Origin of the sequence: Umezawaea sp. NPDC059074, assembly GCF_042738955.1 — a bacterium.
GTDB lineage: Bacteria > Actinomycetota > Actinomycetes > Mycobacteriales > Pseudonocardiaceae > Umezawaea.
Genome location: NZ_JBHYHC010000009.1, coordinates 1 through 15066 on the forward strand (window position 1 = coordinate 1; position 15066 = coordinate 15066).

A 15066-nucleotide genomic window follows, 5' to 3' on the forward strand; every position below is an offset into this window, starting at 1 on the left:
ACCGCGTGCAAGCCCGGCATGGTCGGCGACGGCATCCGCGCCGACTTCACCGTCACCGGCGAGGGCCGCAAGTCCGTCGACACCAACCAGAAGCTGGCCGACGCGACCAAGGAGTACCAGCGGTACGTGAACTCCCAGGCCGACAGCCTGCTCGCGAAGACGACGGAGTTCGTCGACGCGGTCAAGGCGAACAAGGTCGAGGACGCGAAGGCGCTGTTCCCGATCGCCCGCACCTACTGGGAACGCATCGAGCCCGTCGCGGAGAGCTTCGGCGACCTCGACCCGAAGATCGACGGCCGCGAGGAGGTCATCGCCGAGGGCCAGGAGTTCACCGGCTTCCACCGGCTGGAGAAGGACCTCTGGACGACCGGGCTGGTCGCCGACTCCCCCGCCATCGCCGACGGCCTGCTCACCAACGTGAAGGAGATCGTCGACAAGGCGAAGACGGTCGAGCTGACCCCGTTGCAGCTGGCCAACGGCGCGAAGGAACTGCTCGACGAGGTCGCGACCGGCAAGATCACCGGCGAGGAGGACCGCTACTCGCACACCGACCTGTGGGACTTCCGCGCCAACGTCGACGGCTCGCAGGCCGCCGTGGCGGCGCTGCGCCCGGTGATCCAGGAGAAGGACGCGGCCCTGCTGGCCACGCTGGACACCAACTTCAAGGCGTTGGACGACCTGCTGGAGAAGCAGCGCAAGGGTGACGGCTTCAAGCTCTACACCGAGCTGAGCGAGTCGGAGATCAAGGACCTGGCGGCCGCGGTCGACGCGCTCGGCGAGCCGATCAGCAAGGTCGCCGAGGCCGTGGCCAAGTGACCGGAGGACTTCCCCGACGGAGGCTGCTCGGCCTCGCGGGCGCCGGTGTGGCGCTCGCGGGGGCGGGCGCCGCCGTCGGCGCGCTGACGGCCGACCGGTCGCCGGAGGTCGAGAACACCTCCGGGCTCGCGTCCGCCGTCCCGTTCCACGGCGAGCACCAGGCGGGCATCACCACCGCCGCCCAGGACCGCATGCACTTCGTGGCCTTCGACGTGAAGACCACGAAGCGCGAGGAACTGGTGGCGCTGCTCAAGGAGTGGACCGAAGCCGCCGTCCGCATGACCAACGGCCAGGAAGCCGCCGAAGGCGGAGCCGTCGGCGGCTCGCTGGAAGCACCACCCGAGGACACCGGCGAAGCACTCGACCTGCCCGCGTCGGCGTTGACCATCACCATCGGGTTCGGCCCGTCGCTGTTCGACGGCCGGTTCGGCCTCGCCGACCAACGCCCACCCGCGTTGATCGACCTGCCGCACTTCCCCGCCGACGACCTCGACCCGAAGCGCAGCGGCGGCGACCTGTGCGTGCAGGCCTGCGCCAACGACCCCCAGGTCGCCGTGCACGCCATCCGCAACCTCGCCCGCATCGGCTTCGGCCGCGTCTCGGTGCGCTGGTCGCAGCTCGGGTTCGGCCGCACGTCCTCGACCACGCAGGCGCAGGCCACCCCGCGCAACATGTTCGGCTTCAAGGACGGCACGAGGAACGTCAAGGCCGAGGAAGCGGACACCCTCCGCGACCACGTCTGGGTGTCCAAAGAGGACGGTCCGGACTGGTTGGTCGGCGGCACCTACCTGGTGGCGCGGCGGATCCGGATGCACATCGAGATCTGGGACCGCACCTCGTTGCGCGAGCAGGAGGAGATCGTCGGCCGCAAGAAGGGCACCGGCGCTCCCCTGGGCCAGCTCGCCGAGTTCGACGAACCCGACCTGCACGTCAAGGGCAACGGCGGCGAACCGGTGATCGGCGTGGACGCCCACATCCGGCTCGCCTCGCACGAGACCCTCAACGGGGCCAAGATCCTGCGCCGCGGCTACAACTTCACCGACGGCTCGGACGGCCTCGGCCACCTCGACGCGGGCCTGTTCTTCATCGGCTTCAACCGGGACACCCGCACGCACTTCGTGCCGATGCAGCAGGCGCTCTCCACCCGCGACAAGATGATGGAGTACGTCGAGCACACCGGGTCCGGCCACTTCGCCGTCCCGCCGGGTGTGAAAGAGGGCGGCTACTGGGGAGACACCCTCTTCCGCTGACCGGTCACCGCGAGGGCGGGACCTCCGACGCCGGTGGCACGGGCTCGATCGTCGGGGCCGGCGGCGTGGTCACCGGCGTGACGGTCGGCGGCGGAGCGCTGTCGGGAGCCGTCGTCACCGGCGGCGCGGTCCTCGTCGGCCGGTGCCGGTGCGACCGCTCGCCCCGCTGCCGCCGTTCCTCCACAGTGGACTCCGGTGCGGCTTCCGGCGCGGCGAGCACCTCCGGCACCTCGGTCACGGAGGACGGCCCGCTCCGGACCGCCTCCCGCACCTCGACCTCGACCGGCGCGACCTCCACCGACGACGACGACGGCGGCGGGGCCGTCACCGACCCCGTGACCGAGGGCTCCGCCACTGTCGACCGGCGCGCGCTCACCAGCGTGGGCCGGGACACCCCCGGCACCGCCTCCACCTCGGCTCCCTCACCGGGCTGTTCCCCTTGCAGCACAACGAGTGCGAGTGCTCCTCCGAGCCCGATCGCGGCCAGCGGCAGCGCCACGACCGCCCCGAAGCACCCTCGTCCGCTCCGCGGCACTTCCCGATGACCCACCACAACCCCCGTACCGCTCCCGGAAAACGACCCTCCTATTGATCGTTTTCCGGGACCCCGCCGCAACGGTGACGCGCTCCACGGTCGGGTGGTACCCGATCAGGCGAGCGCCGGTCAGACCAGCGGGGGCAGCTGCGGCGGCACGGCGGCCGGCCGTTCCACCAGCGCCTCCAACGCCAGCTCCACGGCCTTGTCGAGCTGCGGGTCCCGCCCGGCCACGCGGTCCTGCGGCGTGATCACCACCTCGACGTCCGGGTCGACGCCGTGGTTCTCCACGCCCCACCCGTGACCGGCGAACCAGGACGCGTACCTCGGCTGGGTCACCGGGGTCCCGTCGATCAGCGCGTACTGGCTGTCGATCCCGATCACCCCGCCCCACGTGCGGGTCCCGACCACCGGCCCGATCCCCAGTTCCTTGATGGCCACGTTCACGATGTCCCCGTCGGACCCGGCGAACTCGTCGGTCACCGCCACCACGGGCCCGCGCGGCGCCTCGGACGGGTAGCTGTCGGACGTCTGGTAGCCGCGGGCCACCGACCAGCCGATGATCTTCCGGCCGAGCTTCTCCACCACCAGCTCGGACGTGTGCCCGCCGGAGTTCTCCCGGACGTCCAGCACCATCGCCTCGCGCTGCAGCTCCACCCGCAGGTCGCGGTGCAGCTGCGCCCAGCCGCCGCCCATCATGTCCGGCACGTGCAGGTACCCGACCCGGCCCCCGGACAGCTCGTGCACCCGAGCCCGCCGCTCGGCCACCCACGCGTGGTAGCGCAGCGCCGAGTCGTCGTCCAGCGGCACCACGACCACCCGCCGCGGTTCCCCGCCGCCGCCCGGCCGGACGGTCAGCTCCACGGGCTTGCCCGCCGTCCCGACCAGCAGCGGCGCGGGCCCCAGTAGCGGGTCGACCTGCCTGCCGTCCACGCCGACCAGCGCGTCCCCGGCCCGGATCGCCACGCCGGGCGCGGCCAGCGGCGACCGCGCGGCCGGGTCGGACGTCTCGCCGGGGATGATCCGGACGATCCGCCACGCCCCGCTGTCGTCGCGCTCCAGGTCCGCGCCCAGCAGCCCCTGAGACCGCCCGCCGTACCCGCCGCCACCGCCCACGTAGGCGTGCGACGTGCCCAGCTCGCCCTGCACCTCCCACAGCAGGTCGACCAGGTCGGAGTGGCTGCCCAGCCGGTCGACCAGCGGCCGGTAGCGGTCCAGCACGCCCTGCCAGTCGACGCCGCCCATGTCGGTGCGCCAGAAGTTGTCGCGCATCAACCTGCCCGCCTCGGCGTAGGCCTGCTGCCACTCGGCGACCCGGTCCACGACCACCCGCACGCGGGACAGGTCGATGTCGATCGAGTCGTTCTCGTCCTCGGCGTCGACCTTGCGGTCGGTCGGCACGAGCCGCACCGACGGCCCGTCCGTGACGACCATCCGCTGCCCGTCGCCGGTCACGGCGTAGCCGTCCAGTCCCTCGACCAGCACCTCGGCCTTCAGCTTGGTCAGGTCGAAGCGCTCCAGCACCGACCGCGGCGGCCGGGCGTCCGGGCTCGCCAGGTTGTCGCCGAGCACGCCCACGAGCGGGCTGCGCCGCCACAGCAGGTTCCCCTTGGCGGCGGACAGGTCCGCGTACCGCGCGGCGGCCACCGGGATGGTGACCACGCGGTCCGCCAGCCCCTCCAGGTCCACGACGGTGATCGGGTTCTCGTCGTCGCCGTCCTTGGCCTTGTCGGCCGCGTCGTCGTCGCCGATCGGGCGGCCGAGGCGGAACGGGTCGAACGGCGACGGCGTGGTCGCGGCCAGCGGCAGCAGGTACGGGCGGCAGCCGGTCGGGAACGACAGGTCGAACACGTACGCGTCGTACACCGGGTCGAAGCTGCGCACCGACAGGAACGCCAGGTACCGGCCGTCCTCGGTGAACGCGGGCGAGAAGTCGGTGAACCGCAGCGGCGTCACGTCCACGGTGGACAGGTCCGTGGTGTTCGCCATCCGGATGTTCTGCAACGGCCGCGGCCCCGGATGCGACCAGGCGAGCCAGTTCGAGTCCGGCGAGAACGCCAGGTCGCTCACCATCGGGTTCGCGCCGGACACGACCTCGCGCAGCTCGCCCGACTCCACGTCGACCAGCAGCAGCCTGCCGTCGTGCGTGGCCACGGCGACCCGGCGGCCGTCCGGCGACACCAGCAGCTCCTCCACGTGGCCGAGCTGCCCGACCGCGACGCGGCGGGGCGCGTTGCCCGGCTCGACGCCCGCGACGGGCGAGAACTCCAGCCCGTCCTCGCCCTCGGCGTCGGTCACCCACACGACCTGGCCGCTCTCGCCGACGACCCTCGGCAGCCGGGCGCGGACGCCGGGCTGCTCGGCCAGCGCGCGGGCCGGGCCGTCCTTGTGCGTCACCCAGTGCACGGTGCCGCGGACCTCGATCGCGCTGGCCCGGCCGGTGCGGTCCGGCGCCACGTCCTCGACGTTGCGGTTGGCGAACACGTGCTTGGGGCGTCGGGAGTTGCGCGGTCCGCCGAGGCGGATGTCGAGCCGCCGCGGTTCGGCGTCCAGGCCGTCGAGCAGCCACAGCTCGCCCGCGAGCTGGTAGACGACGCGGGTGCCGTCCGTCGTGGCGGCGCGCGCGTAGAACTCCTGCTCGGTGTGCCGCCGCAGGTCCGTGCCGTCCGGGAGGACCGAGTGGACGCCGCCGACCCCGTCGTGGTCGGACAGGAACGCCAGCCTGCCGCCGACCCACATCGGCGAGGTGAGCGAGGCCGTCAGCTCGGGCAGGATCCGGTGGAACTCGCCGTCGCCGTCCAGGTCGAGCCACAGCTTGGCCGCCGAGCCGCCCCGGTAGCGCTTCCACCACGCCGGGTCGCGGCCGTAGGAGCTGGTGATCGCCCGCACCCCGTCGGGGCCGTGCGCGACGTCGCCGACCCAGCCGAACGGGAGCCGCCGGGCGGGTCCGCCGTCCAGCGGCACGGCGTGCGCCCACGACCGGTCCGACGTGGCTTCACGGGCGGCCGTCACGGCGACCACGTCGCCGTCCGGCGTCCAGTCGGCGACCCTGGTCGTGCGGTGGCCCCAGTACGTGAGCCGCTCCGACGGCCCGCCGTCGACCGGGGCCACGTGCACCTCGGGCGCCCCGTCGCGGGTGCTGGCCCAGGCCAGTCTCGCGCCGTCCGGGGAGAACCGCGGCCCGCGGGCCGGGACCTGGTCGGCGGTCACCCGCCACGCCCGGCCGCCGTCGAGCGGGGCCAGCCAGACGTCGTCCTCGGCCACGAACGCCACGAGGTCGTCGTGCAGGTGCGGGAAGCGGAGGTATGCGGGTTCGATCACACCTCGACGTTAGCGGGCCAGAACCGGCGCCAGTCCTCGGTGTCGAGAGTGGTGATTCCTTCGAGACGTGCGGCGGTCTCGGCCGCGCGGACGTTGGCCGCAAACGTGCGGGCCACCGCCCGCAGCTCGGTCTCGGGGTCCTCGCCCGCGAGCTTCGCCAGCGCCGCCACGACGAACAGCGTCGTGGCCGAGTCGTCGCCCTCCGGCAGCAGGTCGACCGGGAACCCGGCGCGCTTGGTGCGCTGCGCCAGCTTCGCGGCCAGCGCCACGGCGGGCTGCCCGAGCGCGACACCGTCCACACTGGACTCCCGCTGCTTCTCCGCCTGCTTCAGCTCCTCCCAGCGCACCTGCTGGGTCGAGGAGTCGCGCACCGCGGAGTCACCGCCGGCGAACACGTGCGGGTGCCTGCCGACCAGCTTCGCCACCAGCTCGGCGGCCACGTCGTCCACGGTGAACGCGTCCGAGGCGTGCTCGGCGGCCACGCGGGCGTGGAACAAGACCTGGAGCAGCACGTCGCCCAGTTCCTCGCGCATCGCCGCGCGGTCGCCGTCCTCGATGGCCTCCAGCAGTTCGAAGGTCTCCTCGACCAGGTACTGCCGCAGCGTGTCGTGGTCCTGCTCGGCGTCCCACGGGCAGCCGCCGGGTGAGCGCAGCCGGTCCATCACGGCCACCGCCTCGACCAGTCCCATGCCAGCGGGCAGGCCGATCACCGGGGCCCCGGCCGCGACCAGCGCGGCCGCGGCGGGCTCGTCGACCGACGCCGCCACGAGCACGACGGACTCGTCACGGGCCAGCTTCACCAGCAGGTCGGGCGCGGGCGGCGGCTCGTCCACCCCGACCACGTGCGCCGCGCCGCGCAGGTAGGGCAGCGCGGCGACCGGCAGCACGTCGACCGCGCCGCGGAGCACCACGGCGCACCCGTCGACCAGGGTCACGGCTTGGGCTGCTGGACGGCGATCTGGAAGCCCGCCTTCTCGCCTTCGCTCGGCGCGACACCCATCTTCGCGGTGTCCCACACGCCGTAGCGCGGGTTGACCTTGATGTTCAGCTGGTCGGCCAGCGGCTGGAGCATCCGCACGCCGATGCCCGCGAGCACGTCCGGCGTCAGTTCCTGCGACGCGCCGTCGGAGGACCCCGACGCGTTGGTCGAGCGCTTCTTGACGTGCGCGACGATCCAGTTGCCCTGCTGCTCCGACGGCGGGAACGCGATCACCGTGTCGGCCGGGACGCCGAACAGCAGCGTCGTCGCGAGCTGCGGCGACTGCGCCGAGGTGACCGTGGCGTCGGTCTCGCCCGCCTGCGCGTCCTTCTGCTGGGCGTCGCGGACGAACTGGGCCATCTTCTTCGGGTCGCGCGCGACCTGCTTGGCCTTGTCGATCGCCTCCTGCGTGTCCTTCGCGTAGAAGTAGTCGAAGGTCACGGAGAGCTTGCTGGCGTACTTGCGGCCGATCTCGACCTGGAGGAGCTGGTCGCGGGCGCGCTCGTTGCGGAAGGTGTCCGCGTCGAAGAACGTGCCCTCGCTGAGCTGCTGCGCGCCACCGGCCTGGTCCAGGAGCTGGCTCAGCGTGTCCTCGGAGACGCTGACGTCCTCCTTGTCGGCCGCGCGGAGCGTCAGCTCGTGCTGGATCTTGAAGGTGAGGATGTCGCGGGCCGTCTGGTCCAGCTTCGGCTTCGGGGCGCCGCCCTCCGCCTCCTGCTGGTCCGCGGGCAGGCGGTCGAGGTACTTGCCCAACCTGTCCTGGACGAGGTTGAGGGGGATCGTGGTGTCGCCCACGATCGCGGCCGACCCCGTCTGCGACGGACCGGTCGCCCCGCAGCCCGCGAGGAGCAGCGCGGCGGCAGCGCCGAGCAGGGTGAATCGACGGTACCGGGACCTCAGCACAGTGCTCACGACGCTACTTTCTCACGCCCCAGTGGTCGCGCTCACAGCGCTACCCGCCAACGACTCGATGAAGTGCGCGCACCAGTCCAGAAGCTCCTGGTCGCGCAACTGCGGCGCACCCATCCGGCCGCCCGCCGCGCCCTCGGTCGGCCGCGGCACGGACACCGTCGAGACGGACTCCTTGTAGACGGCCTTCGGGTGCAGCCTGCGCAGCCGGACGAGCTGCGAGTCCTTCAGCGGCATCGGCGCGAACCGGATGGTGTTGCCCTGCGTCGCGACCTCGGTGATGCCGTGCGCCCGGCAGACCCGGCGCAGCGCCGCCACGGCGAGCAGCCGGTCGACCGGCAGCGGCGGCGTGCCGTAGCGGTCCTTCAGCTCGTCCAGCACGCCCTGGAGCGCGGCGGCGTCCCCGGCGGCGGCGATCTTGCGGTACGCCTCCAGCCGCAGCCGCTCGCCCGGCACGTAGTCGTGCGGGATGTGCGCGTCGACCGGCAGGTCGATCCGGACGTCGGCCAGCTCCTCCTCGACCTCCGACTCGGCCCCGGCGTGCTTGCGGAACGCCTCCACGGCCTCGCCGACCAGCCGGATGTACAGGTCGAAGCCGACGCCCGCGATGTGGCCGGACTGCTCCGCGCCGAGGATGTTGCCCGCGCCGCGGATCTCCAGGTCCTTCATCGCGACGGCCATGCCCGCGCCCAACTCGGTGTTCTGCGCGATGGTCGCGAGCCGGTCGTGCGCGGTCTCGGTGAGCGGCGACTCCGGCGGGTACAGGAAGTACGCGTACCCGCGGTCGCGGCCACGGCCGACGCGGCCGCGGAGCTGGTGGAGCTGCGAGAGGCCGAGCATGTCGCCGCGCTCGACGATCAGCGTGTTGGCGTTGGAGATGTCCAGGCCGGTCTCGACGATCGTCGTGCACACGAGCACGTCGTACTCGTTCTCCCAGAAGCCCTCGATGATCTTCTCGAGCTTGTCCTCGTTCATCTGGCCGTGCGCGGTCACGACCCGCGCCTCCGGCACCAGCTCGCGGATCTTGCGCGCGGCCCGCTCGATGGACGAGACCCGGTTGTGCACGTAGAAGACCTGGCCGTCGCGGAGGAGTTCCCGGCGGATCGCCGCGCCGACCTGCTTGTCGTCGTAGCCGCCGACGTAGGTGAGGATCGGGTGCCGCTCCTCCGGCGGCGTCAGGATCGTGGACATCTCGCGGATGCCCGCGAGGCTCATCTCCAGCGTGCGCGGGATCGGCGTTGCGGACATCGTCAGCACGTCGACGTGCGTGCGGAGCGCCTTGATGTGCTCCTTGTGCTCGACGCCGAACCGCTGCTCCTCGTCCACGATCACCAGGCCGAGGTCCTTGTACCGCAAGCCCTTCTGCAACAGCCGGTGCGTGCCGATGACGACGTCGACCGAGCCGTCCTCCAGGCCCGCGACGGTCTGCTCGGCCTCCAGCGCGTCGGTGAACCGCGACAGCCCCTTCACCGTCACGGGGAACGCCCGCATCCGCTCGGCGAACGTGTTCAGGTGCTGCTGCGCCAGCAGGGTCGTCGGCACGAGCACCACGACCTGCTTGCCGTCCTGCACCGCCTTGAACGCCGCCCGCACCGCGATCTCGGTCTTGCCGTAGCCGACGTCGCCGCAGATCACCCGGTCCATCGGGACCGACCGCTCCATGTCGGCCTTGACCTCGTCGATCGCCGCCATCTGGTCGACGGTCTCGGTGAACGGGAACGCGTCCTCCAGCTCGCGCTGCCACGGCGTGTCCGGGGCGAACGCGTGGCCGGGCGCGGACTGGCGGGCCGCGTAGAGCTGCACCAGCTCGGCCGCGATCTGCTTGACCGCCTTGCGCGCCTTGGTCTTCGTGTTCTTCCAGTCCGACCCGCCGAGCTTGTTCAACGTCGGCAGCTCGCCGCCGACGTACCGCGAGATGTCGTCGAGCTGGTCGGTGGGCACGAACAGCCGGTCGCCCGGCTGGCCCCGCTTGCTGGAGCCGTACTCCAGCACCAGGTACTCGCGGGTCGCGCCCGCGACCGTGCGCTGCACCATCTCGATGTACTTGCCGATGCCGTGCTGCTCGTGCACGACGTAGTCGCCCAGCCGCAGCGCCAGCGGGTCGACGCTGTTGCGCCGCCGCGACGGCATCTTGCGCATGTCCTTCGTGGACGTGCCGCCGCGACCGCCGGTCAGGTCGGTCTCGGTGAGCACGACCAGCGCCAGCTCGGGGATCGAGAAACCCTCTTCGAGGGTGCCGCGCACGACCGTGACGAGCCCGGCCTTCGGCGGTTCGACGAGGCCGTCCTCCGCGAGCGTCGACGCCACGTCGGCGTCCCGGAGCTGCTGGGCCGCCCGCTGCGCGGTACCGGTGCCGGGCACGACGAGCACGGCCGTGCCGCCGGTCGCGACGTGCGCGCGCAGGTCGGCGAACGCCCGGTCGATGTCGCCCTGGTAGGCCTCGACGTGCTTGAGGTCGAGCCGCAGCACGTCCTCGCCCTCGCTGGTCAGCTGGCTCAGCGTCCACCACGACCGGCCCTTGGCGCGCGCGGCGTCCGCCGCCTCGGCCAGGCTCCGGTAGGCCGACGCCCCGAGGTCGATCGGCGCCTTGCCGCCGCCCGCCGCCGCCATCCACGAGGCCTCGAGGAACTCCTGGCCGGTCCGCACGAGGTCCTGCGCGCGGGCCCGGATCTTCTCCGGGTCGGCCAGCAGCACCTGCGTGCCGTCCGGGACGATGTCGGTGAGCATCTGGAGCTCGCCCTCGCACAGGGCGGGGATCAGCGCCTCCATGCCCTCGGACGGGATGCCCTCGACGATCTTGTCCAGCATCTCGACCAGGTGCGCGTCCCCCTGGTGCTCGGCCGACAGCGCCGCCGCGCGCCTCTTCACGTCGTCGGTCAGCAGCATCTCGCGGCACGGCGGCGCGGTGAACTCGCGCACCTCCGTCGGCAGCGACCGCTGGTCGGCCACCGAGAACGGCCGGATCTCGCTGACCTCGTCGCCCCAGAACTCGACCCGCAGCGGGTGCTCGGCGGTCGGCGGGAACACGTCCAGGATGCCGCCGCGGACCGCGAACTCGCCGCGCTTCTCGACCATGTCGACCCGCGCGTAGGCGACGTCCACCAACCGCTGCACCAGCTCGGCGAAGTCGAACTCCACCCCGACCTCGAGGTGCACCGGAGCCAGTTCGCCCAGCCCTGGCGCCATCGGCTGGATCAGGCTGCGGACGGTCGTGACCACGACCTTCAACGCCCCGGCCGGGTGCTCGTCCGGGTGCGCCAGCCTGCGCAGGATCTGCAACCGGGCCCCGACCGTGTCCGCCCGCGGCGACAGGCGCTCGTGCGGCAGCGTCTCCCACGACGGGAAGTGCACGACCACGTCCGGCCCGATCAGGTCGGACAGCTCGGAGGTCAGCTCGTCGGCCTCGCGGCCGGTCGCGGTCACCACCAGCACCGGCCGGTCGGCGCCCTTCGCCGAGGCCAGCGCGGCCGTGACCAGCGGGCGGGCGGCGGGTGGGCCTTCCAGTTCCAGCGACGGCTCGCCCGCGGCGTCGACCAGCGCGCGCAGCGCCTTGTCGGACAGGACGGTGGTCAGCAGGCCGGACAGCGGGCCGAACTGGGGCATTTCGGGACTCCCGTGCGTGAAACGCGGACAGACCCCTGCCCGGGACTGATCGCTCCGGGGAGGGGTTCTCGACTTCCAGCGTAACTCGCTTGCGGGGGCGGGCACGCTGGAGTGGTGAAGAACAAAGAGGTCAGAGCCGACTACGACGATCGGCACATCACCGTCTACCAGGCCTATTCGCCCTCGATCGCACTACCGGCGCTCGCGGCGGGCAGGTTCGTGCCCCCGTTCAAACCCGATCGGATGACGTGGGTGAAGCCGTCGTTCCTGTGGATGATGTACCGCTGCGGGTGGGGGCTGAAGGAGGGCCAGGAGCACGTGCTGGCCGTGCGGATCACCCGGACGGGGTTCGAGTCCGCGTTGCGGGCCGCCGTCCTCAGCCACGACCGCACGGTGTCCAAGCCCGAGGTCCGCGTCCAGTGGGACCCGGAGCGCGACCTGCACCACAACGCCCTCGACCACCGTTCCCTGCAACTCGGCCTGGCGGGCGCCACGAGCGTCCGGTACGTCCAGGAGTGGATCACCGGCCTCACCGACGTGACGCCGCTGGCCCGCGAGGTCCACGCGCTGGTGCGCGCCGGGTCGCTGGACGAGGCCACCGCCCTGCTGCCGCTCGAACGCCCGTACCCGCTGCCCGCCGACGTCGCGGCGCACCTGGGGGCGACGGCGTAAGAGGGCCGTGCAACGCCCACCACACCCCCAACCCGGCATTGTGGACACATGCGCAGACTCGCCGGGGTTCTGGCCGTGGCCCTCGTGGCCGGGTGCACGACGACCACCGCTGGTGGCAGCGCCCCGCCCGCCCAAGCCCCCTCCGGTCTCAAGGTCGAGGAGGTCGTCGGCGGGTTGAGCCACGCGTGGGACGTGGGGTTCCTGCCCGACGGGCAGGTTCTCGTCACGCAGCGGGCCGGGAAGCTGACCCTGGTGAAGGACGGCAAGGCCACCGACCTGAAGGCCGACCTCGACGACGTGAAGCCGCGCGGCGAGGGTGGACTGATGGGTCTGGTGGTGCACCCGGACTTCGCCACCTCGCGGCTGTTCACCACCTGCCAGACGTCGCAGAACGACGTCCGCCTCGTCACGTGGCAGCTGTCCACCGACGGCGCCAGCGCGATCCGGGTCAAGAACCCGTTGCTGGGCGGCCTGCCGGTGAACCAGAGCGGCAGGCACTCGGGGTGCCGTCCGACGCTCGCGCAGGACGGGTCGCTGCTCGTCGGCACCGGCGACACGGCGAACGGGACGATCGCGCAGGACCTGAACAGCCTGGGCGGCAAGGTGTTGCGGATCGACCTCGCGACCGGCGCGCCGAAGCCGGACAACCCCACCCCCGGCAGCCGGGTCTACACCTACGGCCACCGCAACGTGCAGGGCGTGGCGGTGAACCCGAAGACCGGCCAGGTGTTCACCGCCGAGCACGGCCCCGACGTCGACGACGAGCTGAACCTCCTGAAGCCCGGCGCGAACTACGGCTGGGACCCCGGACAGGGCGGCACGAAGCCCGGCTACGACGAGAGCGTGCCGATGACGGACCTCACGCGGTTCCCGGACGCCGTCGAGGCGATCTGGAAGTCGGGCTCCCCGACCGAGGCCATCGCGGGCGCGACGTTCCTCAGCGGCGGGCAGTGGGGCGACCTGGACGGTGTGCTGGCCGTCGTCGCGCTGAAGGGCTCGAAGCTGATGCTGTTCACCCTCACCCCCGAGGGCGGCGTGCACTCGGTGGCCGTGCCCGCCGAACTCGACGGCACGCAGGGGCGGCTGCGCGCGGCCAGGACCGGGCCGGACGGGGCCCTCTACGTCACGACGTCCAACGGCGACAACGACAAGCTGCTGCGGATCACCCGCGCCTAACGGGTCCGCAGCTTCGGCTTGTGGTCCATGTGGGACAGGCCCTTCCACGCCAGGTTGACCAGGTGCGCGGCCACCTCGTCCTTCTTCGGCTTGCGCACCTCCAGCCACCACTGGCCGGTGAGCGCGACCATGCCGACGAGCGCCTGGCTGTACAGCGCGGCCAGCTTGCGGTCGTAGCCCTGCTGGGAGAAGTGCGTGCCGAGGATGCTCTCGACCTGCGAGGCGATGTCGTTGAGCAGCGAGGAGAACGTGCCCGTGGACGAGGCCACCGGCGAGTCGCGCACGAGGATGCGGAACCCGTCCGACGAGCCCTCGATGTAGTCGAGCAGCGCGCACGCGGCCTGCTCCAGCAGTTCCCGCGGGTGCCCCCCGGACAGGGCGTTGACGATCTGGTCCATCAGGGCTTCCATCTCGCGGTCGACGACGACCGCGTAGATGCCCTCCTTGCCGCCGAAGTGCTCGTACACCACGGGCTTGCTCACGCCCGCGCGGTGCGCGATCTCCTCGACGGAGGCGACCTCGTAGCCCTTCTCGGCGAACAGGGCGCGCGCCACGTCGAGCAGTTGCTCGCGCCGTTCCTTGCCCGTCATCCGGACCCTGACGACCGGCGCAGAGTCCGCCTCGCCCTTGCGCCGTCTCCCAGTCACCTCGATCACCCTAGGCGCTCGACGATCTGGCAAAACGCGCGCCCCTCGCCACGGAGGCCGCGGCGAGGGGCGGGCGGGGTCACTTCTTGGCGCTGATGCGCTGGAGGCGCTGCGTGTTGGGCCAGCGCACGTTCGTCGCCCACCCGACCTTCTCGAACACCCAGATCAGCCGTGCGGAGATGTCGATCTGCCCGCGCTTCACGCCGTGCCGCGCGCAGGTCGGGTCGGCGTGGTGCAGGTTGTGCCACGACTCGCCGAACGACAGGATCGCCAGCGGCCAGAAGTTGGCGGACTTGTCGCGGGCCGCGAACGGCCGGTCGCCGATCATGTGGCAGATCGAGTTCACCGACCACGTGACGTGGTGCAGGAACGCGACGCGAACCAGGCCCGCCCAGAAGAACGCGCTGAGCGCGCCCTGCCAGGACAGCGTGATCAGGCCGCCGAGCGCGGCCGGGGTCAGCAGGCTGACGACGGTCCAGAGCACGAACCGCTGGTTGATCCGGACGAGGTCCTTGTCGGCCAGCAGGTCCGGCGCGAAGCGCTGCGCGTTGGTGGTGTCGCGGTCGAAGAGCCAGCCCATGTGCGCGTGCCAGAAGCCCTTGGCCAGCGCGGCCGGGCCGCTGCCGAACAGCCACGGCGAGTGCGGGTCGCCCTCCTTGTCGGAGAACGCGTGGTGCCTGCGGTGGTCGGCCACCCAGTCGATGACCGGGCCCTGCAACGCCGTGCTGCCCATGATCGCGAGCGCGATCTTCAACGCGCGGGTGGCCTTGAACGAGCCGTGGGTGAAGTAGCGGTGGTAGCCGATCGTGATGCCCAGGCCCGCCAAGCAGTAGAAGACGGCGAAGAGGGCCACGTCGACCCAGCCCAGTCCCCAGCCCCAGGCGATCGGGACCGCGGCCAGCAGTGCCAGGAACGGCACGATGACGAACACGTACACGCCGAACTGCTCGGAGTTCCCGCGCCGACCGTCGATGATCGGCTTGGGCCCCTTGTCCGTGGACCGGTCGATGGTGCTGGTCATGCGACATACCTCGGGGTGTGGGGGGTGGAGGTGAACCTACGCGACCGTAAGTTACGCCAGCGTAGGTTAGGTCACCCTTGTTTGGCCAGTGGTCAACGCAAATCTCGGGTTCTTCTCAGGATCGAGACGCTTTCCCC

11 protein-coding genes are annotated in these 15066 nt (G+C 71.9%); 4 read left to right on the top strand and 7 right to left on the bottom strand.

The genetic code is table 11. The annotated features are described in order from the left end of the window. Both efeO and efeB read left to right on the top strand, forming a co-directional pair. Positions 1 to 816, top strand: an 816-nt coding sequence (gene efeO, locus ACFWW9_RS06560; protein ID WP_390372342.1) for an iron uptake system protein EfeO, incomplete at its 5' end; no start/stop codon positions are given. Continuing rightward, on the top strand, positions 813 to 2066 hold the full coding sequence (efeB, locus tag ACFWW9_RS06565; RefSeq protein WP_390372344.1) for an iron uptake transporter deferrochelatase/peroxidase subunit: 1254 nt from the start codon (positions 813 to 815) through the stop codon (positions 2064 to 2066). The genes efeO and efeB, both read left to right, overlap by 4 nt. A 4-nt stretch (positions 2067 to 2070) precedes the next feature. On the opposite strand, the gene ACFWW9_RS06570 is transcribed toward efeB, so the two are convergent. The 5 genes from ACFWW9_RS06570 to mfd form a co-directional block, all read right to left on the bottom strand. After that, positions 2071 to 2565 (bottom strand): hypothetical protein, encoded by a 495-nt coding sequence (locus tag ACFWW9_RS06570; protein ID WP_390372346.1) that lies wholly within the window; start codon positions 2563 to 2565, stop codon positions 2071 to 2073. Between the two features lie 165 nt (positions 2566 to 2730). Continuing rightward, positions 2731 to 5922, bottom strand: coding sequence for a PDZ domain-containing protein (locus ACFWW9_RS06575; protein ID WP_390372348.1), 3192 nt, complete (start codon positions 5920 to 5922; stop codon positions 2731 to 2733). Beyond that, positions 5919 to 6851, bottom strand: a complete 933-nt coding sequence (locus ACFWW9_RS06580; protein ID WP_390372614.1) for a MazG family protein — start codon at positions 6849 to 6851, stop codon at positions 5919 to 5921. Before ACFWW9_RS06580 ends, ACFWW9_RS06575 begins: the two co-directional genes overlap by 4 nt. A gap of 2 nt (positions 6852 to 6853) precedes the next feature. After that, complete coding sequence (locus ACFWW9_RS06585) at positions 6854 to 7813, bottom strand: SurA N-terminal domain-containing protein (protein ID WP_390372350.1); 960 nt, start codon at positions 7811 to 7813, stop codon at positions 6854 to 6856. 12 nt (positions 7814 to 7825) lie between these two features. After that, complete coding sequence (gene mfd, locus ACFWW9_RS06590; protein WP_390372353.1) at positions 7826 to 11413, bottom strand: transcription-repair coupling factor; 3588 nt, start codon at positions 11411 to 11413, stop codon at positions 7826 to 7828. 114 nt (positions 11414 to 11527) lie between these two features. Here mfd and ACFWW9_RS06595 point away from each other — a divergent pair, with 114 nt between their 5' ends. Both ACFWW9_RS06595 and ACFWW9_RS06600 read left to right on the top strand, forming a co-directional pair. Then, positions 11528 to 12085, top strand: coding sequence for a DUF4291 domain-containing protein (locus ACFWW9_RS06595; RefSeq protein WP_390372356.1), 558 nt, complete (start codon positions 11528 to 11530; stop codon positions 12083 to 12085). Positions 12086 to 12133: 48 nt separating this feature from the next. After that, positions 12134 to 13261 carry a PQQ-dependent sugar dehydrogenase gene (locus tag ACFWW9_RS06600; protein WP_390372359.1) on the top strand — a complete coding sequence of 376 codons (1128 nt, stop codon included), beginning with the start codon at positions 12134 to 12136 and terminating at the stop codon, positions 13259 to 13261. On the opposite strand, the gene ACFWW9_RS06605 is transcribed toward ACFWW9_RS06600, so the two are convergent. Continuing rightward, positions 13258 to 13851: a TetR family transcriptional regulator gene (locus tag ACFWW9_RS06605; protein WP_390372617.1), complete on the bottom strand. Its 594-nt coding sequence runs from the start codon at positions 13849 to 13851 to the stop codon at positions 13258 to 13260. The genes ACFWW9_RS06600 and ACFWW9_RS06605 overlap by 4 nt on opposite strands. Positions 13852 to 13987: 136 nt before the next feature. Then, complete coding sequence (locus ACFWW9_RS06610) at positions 13988 to 14929, bottom strand: acyl-CoA desaturase (protein ID WP_390372362.1); 942 nt, start codon at positions 14927 to 14929, stop codon at positions 13988 to 13990. Positions 14930 to 15066 lie beyond the last annotated feature (137 nt).